The 18,168-nt window shown below is 57.7% G+C and carries 15 protein-coding genes; 7 read left to right on the top strand and 8 right to left on the bottom strand.

All coding sequences use genetic code 11. From position 1 onward, the window contains the following. The first annotated feature begins 1 nt into the window (after position 1). Positions 2-2,488, top strand: a complete 2,487-nt coding sequence (mdoH, locus tag QT230_RS05495) for a glucans biosynthesis glucosyltransferase MdoH (protein WP_308320577.1) — start codon at positions 2-4, stop codon at positions 2,486-2,488. Positions 2,489-2,529: 41 nt separating this feature from the next. On the opposite strand, the gene QT230_RS05490 is transcribed toward mdoH, so the two are convergent. Further along, on the bottom strand, positions 2,530-3,486 hold the full coding sequence (locus QT230_RS05490) for a helix-turn-helix domain-containing protein (RefSeq protein WP_308320576.1): 957 nt from the start codon (positions 3,484-3,486) through the stop codon (positions 2,530-2,532). A gap of 212 nt (positions 3,487-3,698) precedes the next feature. Between QT230_RS05490 and QT230_RS05485 the strand changes: the two genes are divergently transcribed. From QT230_RS05485 to QT230_RS05465, 5 genes are all read left to right on the top strand, one after another. Next, positions 3,699-5,111, top strand: a complete 1,413-nt coding sequence (locus QT230_RS05485) for an ethanolamine ammonia-lyase subunit EutB (protein WP_308320575.1) — start codon at positions 3,699-3,701, stop codon at positions 5,109-5,111. Beyond that, entirely contained in the window at positions 5,104-5,940 is an 837-nt protein-coding gene (eutC, locus tag QT230_RS05480) for an ethanolamine ammonia-lyase subunit EutC (protein ID WP_308320574.1), read from the top strand. Before QT230_RS05485 ends, eutC begins: the two co-directional genes overlap by 8 nt. Before the next feature lie 165 nt (positions 5,941-6,105). Next, on the top strand, positions 6,106-7,542 hold the full coding sequence (gene eat, locus QT230_RS05475; RefSeq protein ID WP_308320778.1) for an ethanolamine permease: 1,437 nt from the start codon (positions 6,106-6,108) through the stop codon (positions 7,540-7,542). 183 nt (positions 7,543-7,725) lie between these two features. Beyond that, a complete protein-coding gene (aceK, locus tag QT230_RS05470; RefSeq protein ID WP_308320573.1) occupies positions 7,726-9,477 on the top strand; it encodes a bifunctional isocitrate dehydrogenase kinase/phosphatase in 1,752 nt (583 codons plus the stop codon). A gap of 43 nt (positions 9,478-9,520) precedes the next feature. Further along, positions 9,521-10,234, top strand: coding sequence for an NAD-dependent deacylase (locus QT230_RS05465; protein ID WP_308320572.1), 714 nt, complete (start codon positions 9,521-9,523; stop codon positions 10,232-10,234). Between the two features lie 5 nt (positions 10,235-10,239). Here the strand turns inward: QT230_RS05465 and bioA are convergent, their stop codons facing one another. From bioA to bioB, 6 genes are read right to left on the bottom strand one after another with little or no spacing between them, the layout of a single operon-like run. Beyond that, positions 10,240-11,526, bottom strand: a complete 1,287-nt coding sequence (gene bioA, locus QT230_RS05460) for an adenosylmethionine--8-amino-7-oxononanoate transaminase (RefSeq protein WP_308320571.1) — start codon at positions 11,524-11,526, stop codon at positions 10,240-10,242. Next, complete coding sequence (gene bioD, locus QT230_RS05455) at positions 11,523-12,212, bottom strand: dethiobiotin synthase (RefSeq protein WP_308320570.1); 690 nt, start codon at positions 12,210-12,212, stop codon at positions 11,523-11,525. The genes bioA and bioD overlap by 4 nt, the downstream gene beginning before the upstream one ends. Next, positions 12,209-12,991 (bottom strand): malonyl-ACP O-methyltransferase BioC, encoded by a 783-nt coding sequence (gene bioC / locus QT230_RS05450; protein WP_308320569.1) that lies wholly within the window; start codon positions 12,989-12,991, stop codon positions 12,209-12,211. The genes bioD and bioC overlap by 4 nt, the downstream gene beginning before the upstream one ends. Further along, entirely contained in the window at positions 12,988-13,716 is a 729-nt protein-coding gene (locus QT230_RS05445; RefSeq protein WP_308320568.1) for an alpha/beta fold hydrolase, read from the bottom strand. Before QT230_RS05445 ends, bioC begins: the two co-directional genes overlap by 4 nt. Further along, the gene (bioF, locus tag QT230_RS05440) at positions 13,698-14,861 is read right to left on the bottom strand and encodes an 8-amino-7-oxononanoate synthase (protein WP_308320777.1); all 1,164 of its coding nucleotides are present in this window, start codon (positions 14,859-14,861) and stop codon (positions 13,698-13,700) included. Before bioF ends, QT230_RS05445 begins: the two co-directional genes overlap by 19 nt. Beyond that, positions 14,848-15,924, bottom strand: a complete 1,077-nt coding sequence (gene bioB / locus QT230_RS05435; protein ID WP_308320567.1) for a biotin synthase BioB — start codon at positions 15,922-15,924, stop codon at positions 14,848-14,850. Before bioB ends, bioF begins: the two co-directional genes overlap by 14 nt. Positions 15,925-16,091: 167 nt before the next feature. Between bioB and QT230_RS05430 the strand changes: the two genes are divergently transcribed. Then, complete coding sequence (locus QT230_RS05430; RefSeq protein WP_308320566.1) at positions 16,092-16,892, top strand: tRNA-uridine aminocarboxypropyltransferase; 801 nt, start codon at positions 16,092-16,094, stop codon at positions 16,890-16,892. Here the strand turns inward: QT230_RS05430 and QT230_RS05425 are convergent. Further along, positions 16,830-18,101: a TraB/GumN family protein gene (locus QT230_RS05425; RefSeq protein WP_308320565.1), complete on the bottom strand. Its 1,272-nt coding sequence runs from the start codon at positions 18,099-18,101 to the stop codon at positions 16,830-16,832. The two genes, QT230_RS05430 and QT230_RS05425, sit on opposite strands and share 63 nt — an antisense overlap. Positions 18,102-18,168: the final 67 nt, after the last annotated feature.

Below are 18,168 nucleotides of genomic sequence, written 5' to 3'. Positions count from 1 at the left end.
CATGTCTTGCTCGAAGGCAACGCCAACGGACCTTTATTTAGAGCGGTTGGCGTTGGAGACCCAGGATCGTAAGGAGCGCTACACGTTACTGGTCGGTGATCTTGATAAACACGAAATAGCTTCCCTGCACGCTGCGTTGGGTGGGAATAGTGATGATCAGAGTGACGATCCGGCGGCACTGTCGGTGGGGCGGCGTTTGGCGCTTGCCTATGCAGAGCCGCCGTTAGCGCCGCCGAAGGTGCTGTCAACGGACGCCGCTGGCATTACGCGACTGCGCACAGCACCCGCGATGCAACGAACGCCGTTAGCTCCTCAGCGGTGGTCGACCAATCCTTTCGTCAATATTGGACGTCGTTTCAAGCGCTGGGTTAACGGTGATGTTGGTCGCCGTAAAAGAGAGTCGCCCTCCGCGTCTTGGAAGTGGGTCGCCTCCAGGCGTCGTTGGGTTTTACTGGTGCTGATTTTCGGTCAAAGTATCATCGCCGCCAATCAGATGCGTACCGTGCTCCCCGGGCAAGGCCTGCAGTGGCTTGAGATCACTATCCTGGCCTTGTTTGTGCTGCTATTCGCCTGGGTATCCGCCGGGTTTTGGACGGCCTTGATGGGGTTTTTCCAGCTATTACGCCGCCATGACCGCTACGCCATTGATAGCGAGGTGGGCGACCAGCCGATTGATGATGAGGCACGCACAGCGTTGCTGGTGCCCATCTGTAACGAGGACGTTGCAAGGGTATTTGCCGGGGTGCGCGCCACCCTGGAGTCTTTGCGCAGCACGGGTAATGATCGGCACTTTGACATTTTCATCCTGAGCGACACGTCTGATCCCGATATTGCCATTCAAGAAACCTATGCCTGGTTGGTGTTGTGCCGTGACCTGGAGGCCTTCGGGCAGGTCTTCTATCGCCGTCGCCAGCGTCGGGTCAAACGCAAGAGCGGTAACCTTGACGATTTTTGCCGACGTTGGGGGGCGCTCTATCGTTATATGCTGGTATTGGATGCCGATAGTGTTATGAGCGGCAAATGCCTTACCCGGCTGGTGCAAATGATGGAGGTGCATTCCAAGGTTGGCATTATTCAAACGGCGCCACGGGCTTCCGGACGCCTCAATCTGTACGCTCGCATGCAGCAGTTTGCGACGCGGGTGTACGGTCCGTTATTTACCGCTGGGCTGCATTTTTGGCAGTTAGGCGAGTCGCATTACTGGGGCCACAACGCGATCATTCGCCTAGCTCCGTTTATGCAGCACTGCATACTAGCGCCGCTCCCTGGTAAAGGCTCCATGTCGGGCGAGATTTTATCCCATGACTTTGTCGAGGCGGCGCTGATGCGGCGCGCCGGTTGGGGAGTGTGGATTGCTTACAAACTGGAAGGCAGTTTTGAAGAAATGCCGCCTAACCTGCTCGATGAGCTCAATCGCGACAGGCGCTGGTGCCACGGCAATTTGATGAACTTCCGGCTGTTTTTCTCGCAAGGCATTCATCCCGTACACCGTGCCGTGTTTTTGACCGGTTTGATGTCTTATCTTTCAGCACCGTTGTGGTGTCTTTTCTTGATCCTTTCTACCGCACTTTTAGCTGTGCATACCTTTACCACGCCCAACTACTTTCCTGAACCGGGGATGATGTTCCCTGTTTGGCCACAATGGAATCCAATGCTAGCGGTGGGGCTGTTCGGTGTGACGGCGCTGCTGCTGTTCTTGCCTAAACTGCTCAGCGTATTGCTGGTGTGGATACAGGGTAGCCGCGAGTTTGGTGGGCCACTCAAGGTGTTAACGAGCATGGTTCTCGAGTCGCTATTCTCGATGCTATTAGCGCCGGTAAGGATGCTGTTTCACACCCGCTTTGTACTGACGTCATTGATGGGGTGGGCGGTTCAATGGCGTTCACCATCGCGGGAAAATAGCGATACGACCTGGGGTGATGCCCTTCGCGCTCACTGGAGCCAAACGCTCATAGGAGCTGTGTGGGCAGCGGGGGTTTACGTTATGGAGCCCACATTTCTTTGGTGGCTCTCGCCCATTGTGGTTTCTTTAATGTTATCCATTCCGGTGTCGGCACTTTCGAGCCGTGTTTCGTTAGGAAAATTCTGCTTTCAAAAGCGGCTGTTCCGGATTCCCGAAGAAACGCAACCGCCACGAGTACTGCGGCGCATGGTCAGTTTGCTTAATCGCATGAACACAGGAATGGCGGCGCCGTCTTTTGCCCAAGTGGTGGTAGACCCCGTGCCGAATGCGTTGGCGACAGCCTTAGGGACATCGCGGCATACCGATGTCGAGCCATTACGCCGACGTCGAGCCGAGCGGGTTTCTCACGCCGTATCAATGGGGCCTGCGGGAATGAGTCGATTAGAGCGGTTAGATTTTCTAGATGACCCGGTGATGATGTCGCAACTGCACTATCACATTTGGGACGATAGCAAGGCGCACCACAGTTGGTTTGACTATGGTCTGCCGGGGCGCGAATCTAAACATTTGCCCACGTTTAGTTAAGCTTGCTGTCGCGTTTAATAAAGCCTGCGGCTGGCGTTGGTTCATTTAGTCCAAAACGCTTTTGCATGCAGCGTCTGTGAAGGAGACTCCCCAAACTGCTGCTTATAGTCGTGGGCGAACTGGCCAAGATGCCAGAAACCCCAATAGGTGGCTATGTCGGTTACCGACTGCTCCGATGACGCTACCCTCAGCGCCCGACGCACGCGATTCAGCCGCGTTAGGCGTAAAAACTGCAGTGGGCTGATGCCTAAAATAGTCGTAAAGCTATACTGCAGGGTGCGGCGGCTCACATGGGTCAACTGGCAAAGCTCCTCCATGGTCACCGGGCCATCCAGGTGTTCGTCAACATAGCGCTTAACGCGGTCAACCACTGCCTTGCGATGGGCGTAACTGGGCGGTAGCTCAGCGCCAGGCTGCTCGGTTTGCAGCAGTTCCAGTAGCGCCATCAGCAGTATGTCTTGATGGATATGGCTGGCGATCGTCAGGGTTTGGCTGGTGAGTAAACGTTCGATAAGAAACGACACGGCATTCAGCGTTTCCTTAGCCGCAGGCCGACGCGGCCTCTCCTGCCAGCGTCTATCCAAGCTCACACCCTGCCGTTGGGCGGCCTCTGCTAATGCTGGTAGTTGAATCACCAACCCGTAGATGTCGAAATCCTCTGGGGTGACCAGTTCAAAATCCCGCCCGCCGGGGCGGCACATTACCTCGCCCGTGCTGAGCGCTTGACCATTGATACGCGCCCCCTGGCGAGTAGTTGGAAGCCCGATCCACAGTGAGTTAGGCCACACCCGGCAGTCCTGACGTAGCGCTTGCCCGGTATGCTCTTTGAACACCTGCATGGTTTCTAATGCCACTTCATCCAGCCGACCATAAAAGCTGCCGGGGCTGAGCTGGTCGTACTCCTGCTGCCAGCGCGTCAGGTTTTGCGCGTGCTCATCGGCATCAAATGCTTCTTGAGTGCATCTTTTTGGTGCAAATGCGCTTTCGAGCGTGGTCATGGGGGCTCCCAGGAGCGTCAAATGCGCTCAATATTGCTTGGTTGACGCCTTAACTGTCTGTATTTGTTTGAATTTATAAAATAGTACCGGGTTTGCCAAAACTCGATACTCGCTATCTATTGATAACGCTATGGTAGCAACAAGCAAGTTTTATACCTCAACGCGCCGTCAGCGCGATTAAAAAGCAGCCATCCTATAAAAAGGAAAACTCCATGGCGCAGACCTATCACACTGCGGTGGGCAGCCGTAGCTACCGCTTCGCAAGCTTGGCCGAGCTGATGGCCAAAGCTACGCCGCCGCGTTCGGGCGACCGCTTGGCCGGGGTGATGGCGGAGAGTGCCGAAGAGCGGGTGGTGGCCCAAATGGTGTTGGCGGAGCTGCCGCTGACCACCTTCTTGAACGAAGCCTTGATCCCCTATGAAGACGACGAGATCACCCGGCTGATTATCGATGACCACAACGCCGATGCCTTCGCGCTGATAAGCCACCTGACTGTGGGCGACTTTCGCAACTGGCTGCTCTCCGACCACGCCACCAGTGAGGTGCTAACACAAGTACGCGCGGGCATTACCCCTGAAATGGCTGCCGCCGTCAGTAAGCTGATGCGCAATCAAGACCTGATTCTGGTGGCCAAGAAATGCCGGGTCACCACGGCGTTTCGTAACACCATCGGCCTGCCGGGGCGGCTCTCGACACGGCTCCAGCCCAATCACCCCACCGATGATGTCACCGGCATTGCCGCCAGTATTCTCGACGGGCTGCTCTACGGCAGCGGCGACGCGGTGATCGGCATCAATCCGGCTACTGATAACGTCGCTCAGAGCGTCAAGCTGATGCGCCTGATGGACGAGGTGATCCAGAAGTATCAAATCCCCACCCAGTCCTGCGTGCTTACCCACGTAACGAACACGCTGGAAGCGATCGAACAGGGCGCGCCGGTCGATCTGGTGTTCCAGTCGATCGGCGGTACCGAAGCTACCAACCGCAGCTTTGGTTTTGATTTGAGCACCCTGGCGGAAGCCGAAGCGGCGGCCCAGTCGCTTAACCGCGGCACGGTGGGGCGCAACGTGATGTATTTCGAAACCGGCCAGGGCAGCTCACTCTCCGCTGATGCCCACCATGGGCTCGACCAGCAAACCTGCGAAGCCCGCGCCTACGCGGTGGCGCGCAAGTTTAATCCGCTGCTGGTAAATACCGTGGTGGGCTTCATCGGCCCCGAGTATCTGTTCGACGGTAAAGAGATCACTCGCGCAGGGCTTGAAGACCACTTCTGCGGCAAGTTGCTGGGCGTACCCATGGGCTGCGACGTTTGCTATACCAACCACGCCGAGGCCGACCAGAACGATATGGATAACCTGCTGACGCTACTCGGCGTGGCGGGCTGCAACTTCATCATGGGCATCCCCGGTTCTGACGACATTATGCTCAATTACCAGACCACTTCCTTTCACGATGCGCTCTACGCGCGGCGCGTGCTAGGGCTAAAAGCGGCGCCAGAGTTTGAACGCTGGCTTGAAGAGATGCAGATTTTCCAGGATGTCAGCACCCACCGGCTCAACGACCAACTGCCCGCGGCTTTTGCCAACAGCCTGCGCCATCTACCTCAGGAGCCTCGTCATGGTTGATAAGCCAACATCGCCCATTGTCGTCGAAAACCCCTGGGAGCGACTGAACGCCTTTACCGATGCACGGATTGGCTTGGGGCGCGCGGGTGTCAGCCTGCCGACCAGCAAGCTACTGGCGTTTCAACTGGCCCACGCCCAGGCTCAAGACGCTGTTCACACCCCGCTGGATGTCGACGCGCTTGCCAGTGAGTTAACCGCAGCGCTGGATTTATCAGCGGCGCCCATACGCTTGCATAGCCATGCCCAAGACCGCGCCATGTATCTGCAGCGGCCTGACTATGGCCGGCGCCTCAACGATGAAACCCGTGAATGTCTTCAACAAGCCGCCGCATCACAGCAGCGCTATGACCTGGCGGTGGTGATTGTCGATGGGCTCTCTGCGCTGGCTGTGCAGCAGAACAGCGCGCCGTTTCTTAGCACGCTGTATCAGATGCTGGCCAGCGATGCTGCGGATTGGCAGCTAGCACCGCTGACCATTGTTGAGCAGGGGAGAGTGGCGATTGGCGATGAGATTGGTGCCCTGCTGAACGCTGACGCCGTGCTGGTGATGATCGGCGAACGGCCAGGGCTAAGCTCGCCGGATAGCCTGGGGCTGTATATGACCTGGGCGCCGGAACCGGGGCTAAAAGATGACCGGCGCAACTGTATTTCCAATGTGCGTCCGGCAGGTTTGCAGATCGAGGAGGCCGCCCGGCGCTTCTTTCTGCTCTTAAAAGAGGCCCGTCAGCTCAAGCTGTCGGGCGTCAAGTTGAAAGACCGTAGTGAAGACGATGTGCTGGAGGGTGACCCCGCAACCGGTTCAATACGCAACTTTCTGGTCGCTGATTGACGACCTTAGCGCACGGAAACAGCCGTATAACAACAGACGTATCAAAACAGCCGTATCAAAACAACGACGTAACGATTCTCCAATAACAAAATGGAACGCAGTAATCAGCCAATAGCACAGCACGCCGCTGACGACACTTTCGTTCCACACCATGAGGGCAAAATGATGACACAACCATCTGTTGATGAAGCATATCTGGCCAAGCGCCAACTGCGTAAAGGCACTGCAGGCTGGATGCTGCTGGCGGGGCTAGGGGTTTCCTATGTGATTTCCGGTGACTTCGCCGGCTGGAACTTCGGTATTGCCGAAGCGGGCTGGGGTGGCTTTGCGATTGCCGCCTGCTTGATGGCATTGATGTACTTGGCGTTGGTGCTATCGCTTGCGGAAATGTCCGCCGCGATACCCGCGGCGGGCGGCGGCTACAGCTTTGCCCGCCAGACCATGGGGCCGGCCGGTGGTTACCTCACCGGGCTTGCGGTATTGATCGAGTATGCCCTGGCGCCCGCCGCGATCGTGATTTTTATCGGTGCTGCGGTGGAGTCATTACTGGGCATTAACGGCCCGCTGGTGTATCTGCTGTTTTACGCCGTGTTTATCGGTATTCACCTGGCGGGGGTAGGTGAAGCGCTAAAAGTCATGATGGTGATTAGTGGCTTGGCGGTGTTCGCCATTATTGCTACCGCCGTGGCACTGATTGGCAATTTTGACGCCGCCAACCTGTTTGATATTGCGCCCACCGATGCGGCAGGTGCGAGCACCTTTATGCCGTTTGGTTGGTATGGTATTTGGGCGGCGCTACCGTTCGGCATGTGGCTGTTCCTGGCGGTGGAAGGCGTGCCGCTGGCGGCGGAAGAAGCCAAGGATCCCGCCCGGGATATGCCCAAAGGCATTATCGGCGCGATGCTGTTTCTGCTGTTCACCGCCTTGTTAGTCGTGGTGCTGCTCGCCGGGGCAGCGGGCGCCGAGATGATCGGCCAAAGCGGCGTGCCGCTGGTCGATGCGCTGAATGCAGCGGGCAACCCGATGCTTGCCACCCTGGTTAACGTATTGGGCCTGGCCGGGCTGATCGCTTCATTTTTCTCGATTATCTACGGCTATAGCCGCCTGGTATTCGCACTGTCCCGTGCGGGCTATATACCTAAAGCGCTATCGCTGACCAGTGAGCGCAAAGTGCCCTATCTGGCGCTGATTGTCCCCGGTGTTTTTGGTTTCTTGGTGTCACTTAGCGGTGAAGGTGATCTCATGCTGGGCATGGCCGTGGTCGGCGCGACCATCTCCTATGCGCTGATGGCGCTAAGCCACATTATGCTGCGGGTAAAACAGCCCGACCTGCCGCGGCCGTATAAAACGCCGGGCGGCGTCGTGACCTCAGGCATTGCATTAGTGCTCTCGCTGGTAGCGCTCACGGGCGTATACGCCTTCGACCCCCGCGCGTTCAACTACACCATCGTGCTATTTATTGCCGGGGCGGCCTACTACTTCCTCTACAGTAAAAATCATCTGGTCGCGAAAACCGCCGAGGAGGAGTTTGCGTTGGTATCCGCATCACCTGAGGAGCTAGACGAAGACGAACCGGCACCGGTGGCTGCTGCCAAGCTGTAAGCAAGCCAACGATTAGGCTACTGTGGTAAGCCCCTGGCGGTAAGGTAAAACGTCAGGGGCTTTTCTGTTTATATCATTTTGGGCAGGTGATTTTTTGTGGCACTGTGAGGTTACCCACCAAGGTCGTCTCGCATGTAGTTTGCCGTTACGCGAAGCTGGTAGAAATAATCAGGAGTTTGGCCAGTGAAACACTCACCGGGGTATCGCCTAGCGACAACGATTTTGCACGGTTTCGATGAGTACCGCGCACGTTTTAAAGAGATCACCTGTGACGCCAGCCGACGCTTTCGTGATGCGGCGTGGCGCGATGCCCAACTGGCGTCGGCGGAGCGGATCAATCTGTATAAGGAAAAAATCGACGTCACCCTGGGGCGCTTGAAGCGCACATTTGACCCGGAAGTGGTTTCACACTGTGAGTGCTGGCGGGAAGCGCGCAGCCACTACGTCGAACTGATCAGCCACCGGCTCGACTTTGAGTTGGCAGAAACCTTTTTTAACTCGCTGTTCTGCACCATCTTCCACCACCGCCATATCCGCAACGACTGGATGTTTGTGTATAGCTCCCGGGAGGATGCCGCCCACCGCTCGGGGATTGAGCTGTGCCGTCGGCATAAAGTCAACGGTGATTGGCAGGCCGCGCTCAAGTGGGCGCTTCTCGATGCGCCATTGGAAAATCGCTTTGCGGATATAGATCAGGACACCCATCTCGGGGCCAGTTTCTTACAGCAGCACTTACCCGCGGCGATGTTGGAAGCCGATGACGCCGAAATCGAGCTGTTGAATAGCGTCTTCTATCGCAATAAAGGCGCCTATCTGGTGGGGCGTATCCGCGGTGGCGGCGAGCAGATGCCGCTGGTACTGCCGGTGCTTCATGGTGAAGGCTTTGGTGAACAGCAGGGCGGCGATCCCAGCCTGCATCTGGATACAGTGCTGATCGAAACCGACGAGGTGTCGATTATCTTCTCCTTTACCCGCGCCTACTTTCAGGTTGAGGTGGCGGTACCCAGGGAGTTTGTCGATTACCTACAGCAGTTAATGCCGCACAAGCCGGAAGGTGAACTCTACGCTGCCATCGGCTTTTTCAAACACGGTAAAACCGAGTTTTTCCGCGCCTTGAACCGTCAGGTCGCCAAGCGCGAAGATCAGTTTATTATCGCCCCCGGCGTGCGCGGCATGGTCATGGCGGTGTTTGTACTGCCCAGCTTTCGCACCGTGTTTAAGATCATTAAAGATAAATTCGACCCGGCCAAAGACGTTACCCATGCTGTGGTGCGCGAAAAGTATCGGCTGGTAAAGCGCCACGACCGGGTAGGTCGCATGGCGGACACCCAGGAGTTTTCAAACTTTATTGTTCGCCAGGATCACTTTGCCCCCGAGTGTTTGGAGCACCTGCTGGAAGTGGCGCCCTCCACGGTGGTGCTCAGAGACGACAAAGTCATCATCAAGCACTGCTATACCGAACGTATGATGACACCGCTGAATATCTACCTGGAGCAGTGCGGCGACGCAGAGAAGGAGATGGTGCTCAAGGATTATGGCAACGCCATTAAGCAGATGGCCGCGGCGAATATCTTTCCTGGCGATATGCTGTTGAAAAATTTCGGCGTTACCCGCCACGGCCGGGTGATTTTCTACGATTATGATGAGGTGTGTTACATCACCGAGTGCCGGTTTCGGCACTTGCCTAAAGGGCAGGGCGTCGATGTATCCAGTTTGTCCATCGGCCCCAACGATATTTTCCCCGAGGAGTTTGGCCCCTTTATGTTCGCCAATAAAACGCTGCGCGATATGTTCATGGTGCAGCACCCCGAGCTCTTCGACCCCGATTACTGGCTGGAACTGCAGCAGGCGATCGTCGATGGGCGCGTCATTGACGTTTACCCTTACCGCAACAAGCAGCGTTTTGCGGGCAGTATCGGCCAGCTAGTATATTAGTCAGCTATTGAAGATGCAGTGACACATAAACGGCGAGGTAGTCATGGCAGCAAGCCCGCATTTGGTAGTGTTTACCGGCTCGGGGATTAGCGCCGAGAGCGGGATCAAAACCTTTCGCGCCAGCGACGGCCTGTGGGAGAACCATCCGGTCGAGGATGTAGCTACCCCAGAGGCGTGGCAGTGTAACCCGCAGCAGGTGTTGGATTTTTACAATCAGCGCCGCGAACAGATTCGCAAAGCCAAACCCAATGCCGCCCACAAAGCGCTGGCCGCTCTAGAGCAGGACGGCTTTACCGTCAGTATCATTACCCAAAATATTGATGATCTGCACGAACGAGCAGGCTCCCGCCAGGTGCTGCACTTACATGGCGAGATTTTAAAAGCCCGCTCCTCTATTGATGAGCGTATGCGCTACCCGTTGCCTAAAGGTGGCATAGAGATAGGCAACGTGTGTGATAAGGGCAGCCAGCTGCGTCCCGATGTGGTTTGGTTTGGCGAGTCGGTACCGCTATTTGCCGAGGCCTGCGACATCGTTAGCCAAGCTGACTTTTTGCTGGTCGTCGGTACCTCATTAGCGGTGATGCCCGCTGCGTCGTTGCTCTCTTATATCGACTACGATACACCCTGCGTATTGGTCGACCCGGAAGCGGATGCGTTAATCCCACCGGGTGTGCTGGCGATCAACACCACCGCCGGTGAGGGCGTGCCAGCGTTGGTAAATCGCTGGAAGCAGCAGGGTAATTTACTGCTTTCCTGATTTTTTTACTGATCCAGGAACCACGCTTTCATGACGTCGGTAATCTTCACCAGCTCCGCTTCAGAGGTAATGTAGGCGGGCATGGTATACAGCCAACGGCCAATGGGGCGCAGCCAAACGCCCCGCTCGCGGGCAAAGTCGCCTACGCCTTTTAGTACATCGGCGGAGTGGGCTTCAATTACTGCGGTGGCGCCCAGCACCCGCACATCGGCAACGGCTGTATGCGCGTTGAGCGCGCGGTCTTCCAGCAGTTCGCGGCGCAGTAATTGGTTAAGCGTCGCAATTTTGCCAAGATAATCCTCTTCCTCGAACACCCGCAGGCTTTCCAGCGCCACCCGACAAGCCAGCGGGTTGCCCATAAACGTCGGCCCGTGCATAAACGCATGCTGGGGAGTGTCGCCGATAAAGGTGTTATGAACGCGATCCGTGGCAAGCGTCGCGGCGTGGCCCAAATAGCCACCGGTCAAACCTTTTGAGAGCACCATAATATCCGGCGTGACGCCTGCATGGTCAGCGGCAAACAGCTTGCCGGTGCGGCCAAAGCCGGTGGCCACTTCGTCAAAGATCAGCAGCACATTAAACTCATCGCATATCGCCCTGGCGCCAGCAACATAGGCGGGTGAGGTCATATTTAGACCGCCTGCGGCTTGTAAAAGCGGCTCCATCAACAGCGCGGCGATCTCGCAATGGTGGCGCTCGAACACCTCACGCAGAGCGCTAAGGTCATGTTCTACCTGTTCGTCGCTGGCATCAAAAGGAGCCGTAGGCGCTGGTGCGAAGTGGTGCTGGGGAAGCAGGCTGGCAAACAGGCTATGCATGCCCTCTTCCGGGTCACATACCGCCATGCAGCCGGTGGTGTCGCCATGGTACGCCTTCATCAACGAGAGCATCTTGCGCTTACCGGGATTGCCGGAGAGCACCTGATACTGCAGCGCCATTTTCATCGCCACTTCCATACCTACCGAACCGCTATCCGAATAGAACACGTGATTCAGCCCGGCGGGGGTAATGCGCACCAGCTCGCGGGCCAACTGGTCGGCGGGGTCGTGGGTTAAGCCACCAAGCATCACATGGCAAAGCTGGCCTGCCTGTTCGCGAATGGCCGCCACCAGGCGCGGGTGGCCGTAGCCGTGGATCATGCACCACCAGGAGCAGGTGGCGTCCAGCAGGCGTTCGCCACTCTCAAGCACAAAGTGAGCGCCGTCACCGCCCACCACCTTGGGCGCGGGCGTCTGGGTTTTTAGGTGGGCATAGGGGTGCCAAACATGGCGATGACAAACCGGCGTCGTCATAACGGCTCCAGGGAGAGATAGGGGGCAGCAGTAGCGGCACTGGGGGTATCGAGATGGGGGATAATACCTAAACAGGGGGCGGCCAGTTTAGTATTTAGATGCGCGATGTTGGCCTCAAAACGAGCAGTGTCGGCCGCAAAATCGGGATCCACCACGCTGCCCGCCCAACCGGCGAGTGCCAGGCCGTCGGCACGGATGGCTTCCGCCGTTAAGCGGGCATGATTTAAGCAGCCCAGCTTTAAGCCGACGACCAGAATCACCGGTAGCTCAAGGGCCATCGCCAAGTCGGAAAAATCCTCCTGGTCGTTTAACGGCACGCGCCAGCCACCGGCGCCTTCAATCAAGGTGAAGTCTCTGGGTGTTTGGCTAAGCGTTTTGCGCAGAATACCGGCGATAGCGCCGACTTCCAGCGGCTGGCCGGCTTCTAACGCGGCTAAATGGGGCGCAATCGCGGGCTCAAAGGCGATGGGGTTAGCCGTGGTGTAGTCGACCGGCGGCACACTCTGCTGCTGAAGGGCGAGGGCATCGCTATTGCGCAGCCCGTTAGGCGTTGCCTGGCTGCCTGAAGCAATGGGTTTTAAGCCCAGCGTGCTCAGTTGCTGTTGATGGGCGGCGCGCAATAAGCCGCTTGTCACTAATGTTTTACCCGCATCGGTATCGGTGCCGGTTACAAACCAGACGTTCATAGCGGTTTTTCCAATTGCAGCGTTAAACAGTGGTAGCTCACCGGCAGGCCCTCCGGCTGGCGCAGTTGCTCAAAGCGCGCTTTGGCAGCGGCAATATCCGCTCGGGTAAGGCGGCTATTCGACCGGGGAAGCTGGGCACCGACGCCTTTAATGGAAGCCATCACGGCTTGCAGGTCGGGGTAGTAAAAGCGCTCGACGGTGGCCGTTTGTTGGCTGATGGTTAAGCCGCTTTTAGCCATCGCCTGTTCCACTCTTGCGTGATTGGGCGTTTGCAGCAGCGCTTCGGGGCGCTGCCAGGCAAAGGCGATTTCTTCCAGAGTGCCGGGTAGCAGCGTCGTGATATGCGCCTGACCACCAAGGCGAAGCACGCGGCAAAGTTCCGATATCACTGAGTCGATATCGCGGCACCACTGCACCGCCAAGTTGGAAAACACCAGATCAAAAGCATGCCTACCAAACGGCAGCGCCGCCGCGTCGCCTTGTTGCCAGTGGATAGCGTCACCATAGCGCTGGCGTGCTTGTGCCAGCATGCCGGGGGCTAAATCTAACCCGGTGACCTGAGCGCAGGGGTAACGTTCAGCCAACTGGTGTGTCCAGTAACCGGTGCCGCAGCCAATATCGAGTATGTTATAGGCGTGGTCAGGTAGCGAATCCCAAAGCCGTTGACCTATTTGGCGCTGTGCGCTGGCGAGCGCATCGTAGCGCGGGGCGGCCCGGGAGAAGGCGTGGGCAACCCGTGCCTGCCAGTCAGCATCGTTGCTCATCGTTAGAACGTTCATAAAACCGCCATGTTGGCGCTAGCCATCTGGGTGGCATGATGGGTAATCGCGGCGGCGAGAGCCTGGGGCTGGGAGAGCATCGGGCAGTGGCCAACATCGGTTAAAAGTTCACTGGCACGGCGCTGGGCGGGGCCGATTAATGGATCGTGTTCGCCGGTGAGCCGTACCACCGGGCAAGGGGCCGCCGCTAGACGCTGGCGATTATCAATCGACGCCAGCCAGTCCAGGCCGGTAGCGAGTGTGGTGATGTCGGCGGGTAGCGTATCCCCCAGTAAATCGCCTAACTGTCGGTATGCCTGCCGGGAGCTGGGCTCGCCTTGCGCCTGCCAGCGCAAAAAGTGTTGCCAGGTCGCGGTGGGGTCGCGCTGAAAGGCACGTCGAAAGGCATTTAGTTCGCCAGAAGTGACGCCATCTGTAGCGCAGAAGGTGTTACCGGCACCGAGTAGAATTAGCCCGCGTGGTGGGGGCAACTCCTCAAGGAGTGCCGCTGCCAGTAACCCGCCTAGCGACCAGCCGACCCATACTGCATCGCTGGCTAAGGACTCGGACATCACCTCCGCCAACTCTGTCAGCGTGGCATTCGCTGCCAGCGGGGGAGTATCGTCGTAGCCAGGCCAATCGACTGCTTGGGCCGTCAGGTGGGCAGGCCAATGCGCCTGCAGTGGCTGCCAGATACGCCGGTCGATTCCCCAGCCGGGGAGCAGTATTAAACGCAGGGGCTGCATAAAGCCTCTTGATGCTGACAGTGGTTGAGCGCCGCTAACAGTTGGTCAATATTGTCGCGCTGGTGGCGAGCGCTTAGGGTGATGCGCAGCCGGGCCTCCCCCTTGGGCACCGTTGGCGGGCGAATTGCCCCCACGTATACGCCTTGTTGTTGTAACCGGGCTGCCCATTGAAGAGTGCGCGCTTCATCTCCTAAGATCAGCGGCTGAATCGGCGTGGCAGAGGTGCTTAGTGGAAGCCCTAGGTTCAGCGCCTCGCGGCGGAAGTAAGCGATGTTGGCGTTGAGCTGGGCACGGTATTCAGGTTCACCCTGAACGATCTCCAGCGCTTTGAGGGTGGCCGCGGCAATCGCTGGGGGCTGGGCGGTGGTGTAGATATAGCTGCGCGAAAACTGGATTAAGTGATCGATTAACGCGGCATCTCCGGCCACAAAGGCCCCCGCGGTTCCCAATGCTTTGCCTAAAGTGCCGACCAAAATCGGCACCTCGGCGCTGTCCCAGGCGTTCCCCACGCAGCCGCTGCCATTTTCACCCAGCACGCCCACGCCATGGGCGTCGTCGATCATTAGCCAGGCGTCATGGCGTTGGCTGACGGAGACTAAGCTGGCGATGTCGGCCACATCACCATCCATACTAAACACACCGTCGCTGACCACGAGTTTATGCGCGCACTCACTGCGACCCAGTAGGTTTTCCAGATCGCTTGTGTCGCGGTGATGAAAGCGCCGGGAGCGGGCCTCGCTTAAAGCAGCGCCGTCCAGTAAGGACGCGTGATTAAGACGGTCTTGGAAGACAGCCGTATGACGATCAGCCAACGCTTGCAGTACACCAAGGTTGGCCATATAGCCGGTCGAAAACAGCAGCGCACGTTCTCGGCCTGTCCAGCGTGCCAAGGCGTCTTCCAGGGCGTCGTGAACCTCCAGGTGTCCGCTAACCAGATGCGAAGCACCGGCGCCAGCGCCGTAAAGGTGCGCGCCCTCTGCCTGCGCCTCACACACCCTTGGGTCTTGAGCCAAGCCCAGATAGTCGTTACCAGCAAAGTCGAGCGCATCAACTGCCATGACGCGCCGGGTTCGCCAGCGATTTGACTGCTGGCGGCTTAAGCGGGTAGCGGCTAAGCGCTGTTGCCACGCTTTAGACACTGGCATCCACCGCCAGCTCGGCAACGCGTTCGGCATGCGCTTGCTGCTGGGCTTGTTGGGCGAGCCGTGTCGCTTGAACATCTTCGCTCTCGCAGGTTTCAAGCTTTTCCGGATGCAGGCCTAACTTGGCAAACAGAGCACGGTCACGGTCCACCTGCGGATTGCCGGTGGTCAGCAGCTTATCCCCGTAGAAGATCGAGTTGGCGCCCGCTAAAAACGCTAGCGCCTGGGTCGATTCGCTCATCTGCTCGCGGCCAGCGGAGAGCCGCACATGGCTCTGGGGCATCATAATGCGGGCGACGGCAATAGCGCGGATAAACTCGATGGGGTCTAAGTCTTCGACATTTTCCAGCGGCGTACCGGGTACTTTGACCAGCATATTGATGGGTACGGATTCCGGGTGCGGAGAGAGTTTGGCCAGCTGTTGCAGCAAGGCGCTACGATCTTTGGCGTCTTCACCCATGCCGAGAATGCCCCCGGAACACACTTTCATGCCCGCATCGCGCACGTTGGAGAGGGTTTCCAGCCGGTCGCTGTAGGTGCGTGTGGTGATGATTTCGCCATAGTACTCCGGCGAGGTATCCAGGTTATGGTTGTAGTAATCGAGCCCGGCGGTGGCCAGTCGGCTGGCCTGCTCGCCGTCGACCATACCCAGGGTCATGCAGGTTTCCAAACCCACGGCTTTTACTTGGCGAACCATCTCTTCGACCAGCAGTAAGTCTTTGTCGCGGGGGCTGCGCCAGGCTGCGCCCATACAAAAACGGCTGGCGCCGGCTTCTTTGGCTGCCTTGGCTTGTTCGACGACTTTTTCAATTTCCAGCAGCTTCTCTTTTTCCAGCTGGGTATTGTAGTGGCCGGATTGGGGGCAGTATTTGCAGTCCTCTGGGCAGGCGCCGGTTTTAATCGAGAGAAGGGTAGAGACCTGAACCGCGTTAGCATCGAAGTGGGCGCGGTGCACTTGCTGGGCTTGAAACAGCAGGTCATTAAACGGTAGTGCAAACAGCGCGTTGATCTCGTCCAGCGTCCAGTCGTGGCGCTGTTTCTGGTTTTGCTCGTGGGGCACGATCATGGGTGTAAACCTTTTTACCTTTAATAGTTGACGAGACTTTAGCGGCGTTGCGCTTTGGGTGTCAACGTTGGAAGGTTTTTAGGTTTACGGCGGTGTGATGGAAACATTCGGCAAAAGATGGCGTGCTCCTTTATACTCTGCGCCCTTTTCCACACTACGGAGCACGGATGGCTGCTTTTGATAGCTCTGCTGGCGAGAGCTCTGTGAATGTTGATAGCCCAACCAGTGAACATACGCGTCCGCCGCGGCGGGAGTTTAAAGCGCGGGGTAGTTTTGTTACCCGCTGTGATCACTGTCAGCTACCCGTGCTGAACTGCTTGTGTCCGTATCAGGTTAAGGCGGAGAGCCATGCCCAAGTATGGCTGTTAACACACCCCATCGAGCACTATAAGCCGACCAATACCGGGCGTTTGATTCGCGATGTGATCACCACGACGCAGGTATTTACCTGGTACCGCGTAGCGCCGGATGCCCAGTTAGCCGCGCTGCTAAAAGACCCTCGCTACGCGCCCTTTGTGATTTTCCCCGATGATCAACCCGACTACGCGGATCGTGTGGTGGGTATTGACGCGGTGCATGCAGCGAAAGCGCAGGCGCGCATTCCCGTGTTTATTATTCTGGATGGCACCTGGCGTCAGGCGCGGCGCATGTTTCGTAAAAGCGCTTACCTGGACGGTCTTCCGGTACTGCCACTGAAGAGCGAGCGAGAGACCCGCTACCGGCTGCGCAAACCGGCATCAAAAGCGCATTTATGTACGGCGGAAGTGGCGATCGAGCTGTTGCGTCAGGGTGGGGATACGGCGGCAGCGGACGTGCTGGATGACTACTTTGAGGTGTTTAACGATAGCTACGCGGCGAGCCGATTGCATCACAAAATCGACCCGCCGACAGCCGCCATGCAGCGCCTAGCCAAACAGCGCGCCAGCGATTCTGAACCCGGCCACCCAGGTGCCAACCGCGGAACCTAGCGTAGCGAGAATAAACACCAGCAGGGTGCGCGATACGCGGTTTTTCCACCAACCTTTCAGTTGGGTGACATCGTGGCGCAGCGATGAAAAATCGCGCACTTTGGGTTTGCGCATAAACAGCTCAACCCCGGCGGCTACGAAGCCGGCACCGATAGTGGGGTTCAGCGAGGTCAGCGGCGCAGCAAAGAAGGTGGCAATCACGGTCACCGGGTGCGCCAGGGCGATAATCGTCGCGCCACCGGAGAGGATACCGTTAATCAAGAACCACTCAAGTACCAGTTGCCAGCCCAGGTCGGTGTTGCGCGAAAAACCAATCGCAAAGCCGGTAAGCACCAAGGCGGTAATCAGCCACGGCAGCGCTTTCCAAACCTTGGACGGCGGCGGGGTGGACTCCAGCGACTCACGCTCTACTTTTGGCTCGGCGGGCAGTGGCGCTTCAAGGTGTTCGCCGGTGCCCTTGAGGTGGCCTGCGCCAAGCACGACGAGCACGTGTTGATAGCGCCCTGGCGGAGCGTCTTCGGCCAAACGCAGGGCCATATAGCGGTCGCGCTCGCGAATCAGCGGTGTATACAGCGCTTCCGACTCAGCGGCAAACTCACTGAAGGTGGCCTCCAGCATATCGCCCTCTTTGAGCTTTTCGATATCCTCTTTGGAGACATCCTGGCGGGAGAGCACGCTGCCTAGCAGGCCTGAAAACAGCGAGAAGCGTTGCCACCAGGGCACATTGCTGTAGATGCGTTTCAGGGTTAACCCTACATCGCGATCAACCAGCAGTAACGGTAGCTTGCGGCGGCTGGCTTCTTCAACGGCGGCGCGCATTTCGGCCCCCGGCTGAATGCCGGATTGGTCGGCAATCCGCTGCTGAAAAGCGCCCAGGGCTAAGCTCGCCGCGACCATGCCCGCTTTGCCTTCCCTAAATACTTGAAATAGGTCCTGCTCACCCATGGCATCCGGGTTGGACATGCTGTGGTGGCGGGCATCGCAGAGTTCGATTGCCACGGCATCGAATGTCCCGCTATCGATCAGCTTGCGCACATCGTCGGCGCTTTCCGCCGACACATGCGCCGTGCCCAGTAGCGTGTAGCGTGTTTCACCAACGGTGATCGTTTTTAGCGGTCCGCTCGTCGCAGGCAGCGCGGCTGACTTGGCCGACTGTAGTCCTGTGTCTTCAAGCGACGTTTCTTGGTGAGACGTATCATCGTGGTTCATTAACAGCTCTCAAAATCAATAAGTGGGACTGATGTGTATATCTAATGCGGATGACCGATGTGAATGG

This window comes from Halomonas sp. SpR8, assembly GCF_031010195.1.
Lineage (GTDB): Bacteria > Pseudomonadota > Gammaproteobacteria > Pseudomonadales > Halomonadaceae > Vreelandella.
This window is presented reverse-complemented; position numbering and strand designations above follow the sequence as displayed.

Coding starts and splice junctions, on each gene's coding strand:
- mdoH (WP_308320577.1), top strand. CDS start 2: ATGTCTTGCTCGAAGGCAACGCCAACGGACCTTTATTTAGAGCGGTTG.
- QT230_RS05490 (WP_308320576.1), bottom strand. CDS start 3,486: ATGACCACGCTCGAAAGCGCATTTGCACCAAAAAGATGCACTCAAGAA.
- QT230_RS05485 (WP_308320575.1), top strand. CDS start 3,699: ATGGCGCAGACCTATCACACTGCGGTGGGCAGCCGTAGCTACCGCTTC.
- eutC (WP_308320574.1), top strand. CDS start 5,104: ATGGTTGATAAGCCAACATCGCCCATTGTCGTCGAAAACCCCTGGGAG.
- eat (WP_308320778.1), top strand. CDS start 6,106: ATGACACAACCATCTGTTGATGAAGCATATCTGGCCAAGCGCCAACTG.
- QT230_RS05465 (WP_308320572.1), top strand. CDS start 9,521: ATGGCAGCAAGCCCGCATTTGGTAGTGTTTACCGGCTCGGGGATTAGC.
- bioA (WP_308320571.1), bottom strand. CDS start 11,526: ATGACGACGCCGGTTTGTCATCGCCATGTTTGGCACCCCTATGCCCAC.
- bioD (WP_308320570.1), bottom strand. CDS start 12,212: ATGAACGTCTGGTTTGTAACCGGCACCGATACCGATGCGGGTAAAACA.
- bioC (WP_308320569.1), bottom strand. CDS start 12,991: ATGAACGTTCTAACGATGAGCAACGATGCTGACTGGCAGGCACGGGTT.
- QT230_RS05445 (WP_308320568.1), bottom strand. CDS start 13,716: ATGCAGCCCCTGCGTTTAATACTGCTCCCCGGCTGGGGAATCGACCGG.
- bioF (WP_308320777.1), bottom strand. CDS start 14,861: ATGCCAGTGTCTAAAGCGTGGCAACAGCGCTTAGCCGCTACCCGCTTA.
- bioB (WP_308320567.1), bottom strand. CDS start 15,924: ATGATCGTGCCCCACGAGCAAAACCAGAAACAGCGCCACGACTGGACG.
- QT230_RS05430 (WP_308320566.1), top strand. CDS start 16,092: ATGGCTGCTTTTGATAGCTCTGCTGGCGAGAGCTCTGTGAATGTTGAT.
- QT230_RS05425 (WP_308320565.1), bottom strand. CDS start 18,101: ATGAACCACGATGATACGTCTCACCAAGAAACGTCGCTTGAAGACACA.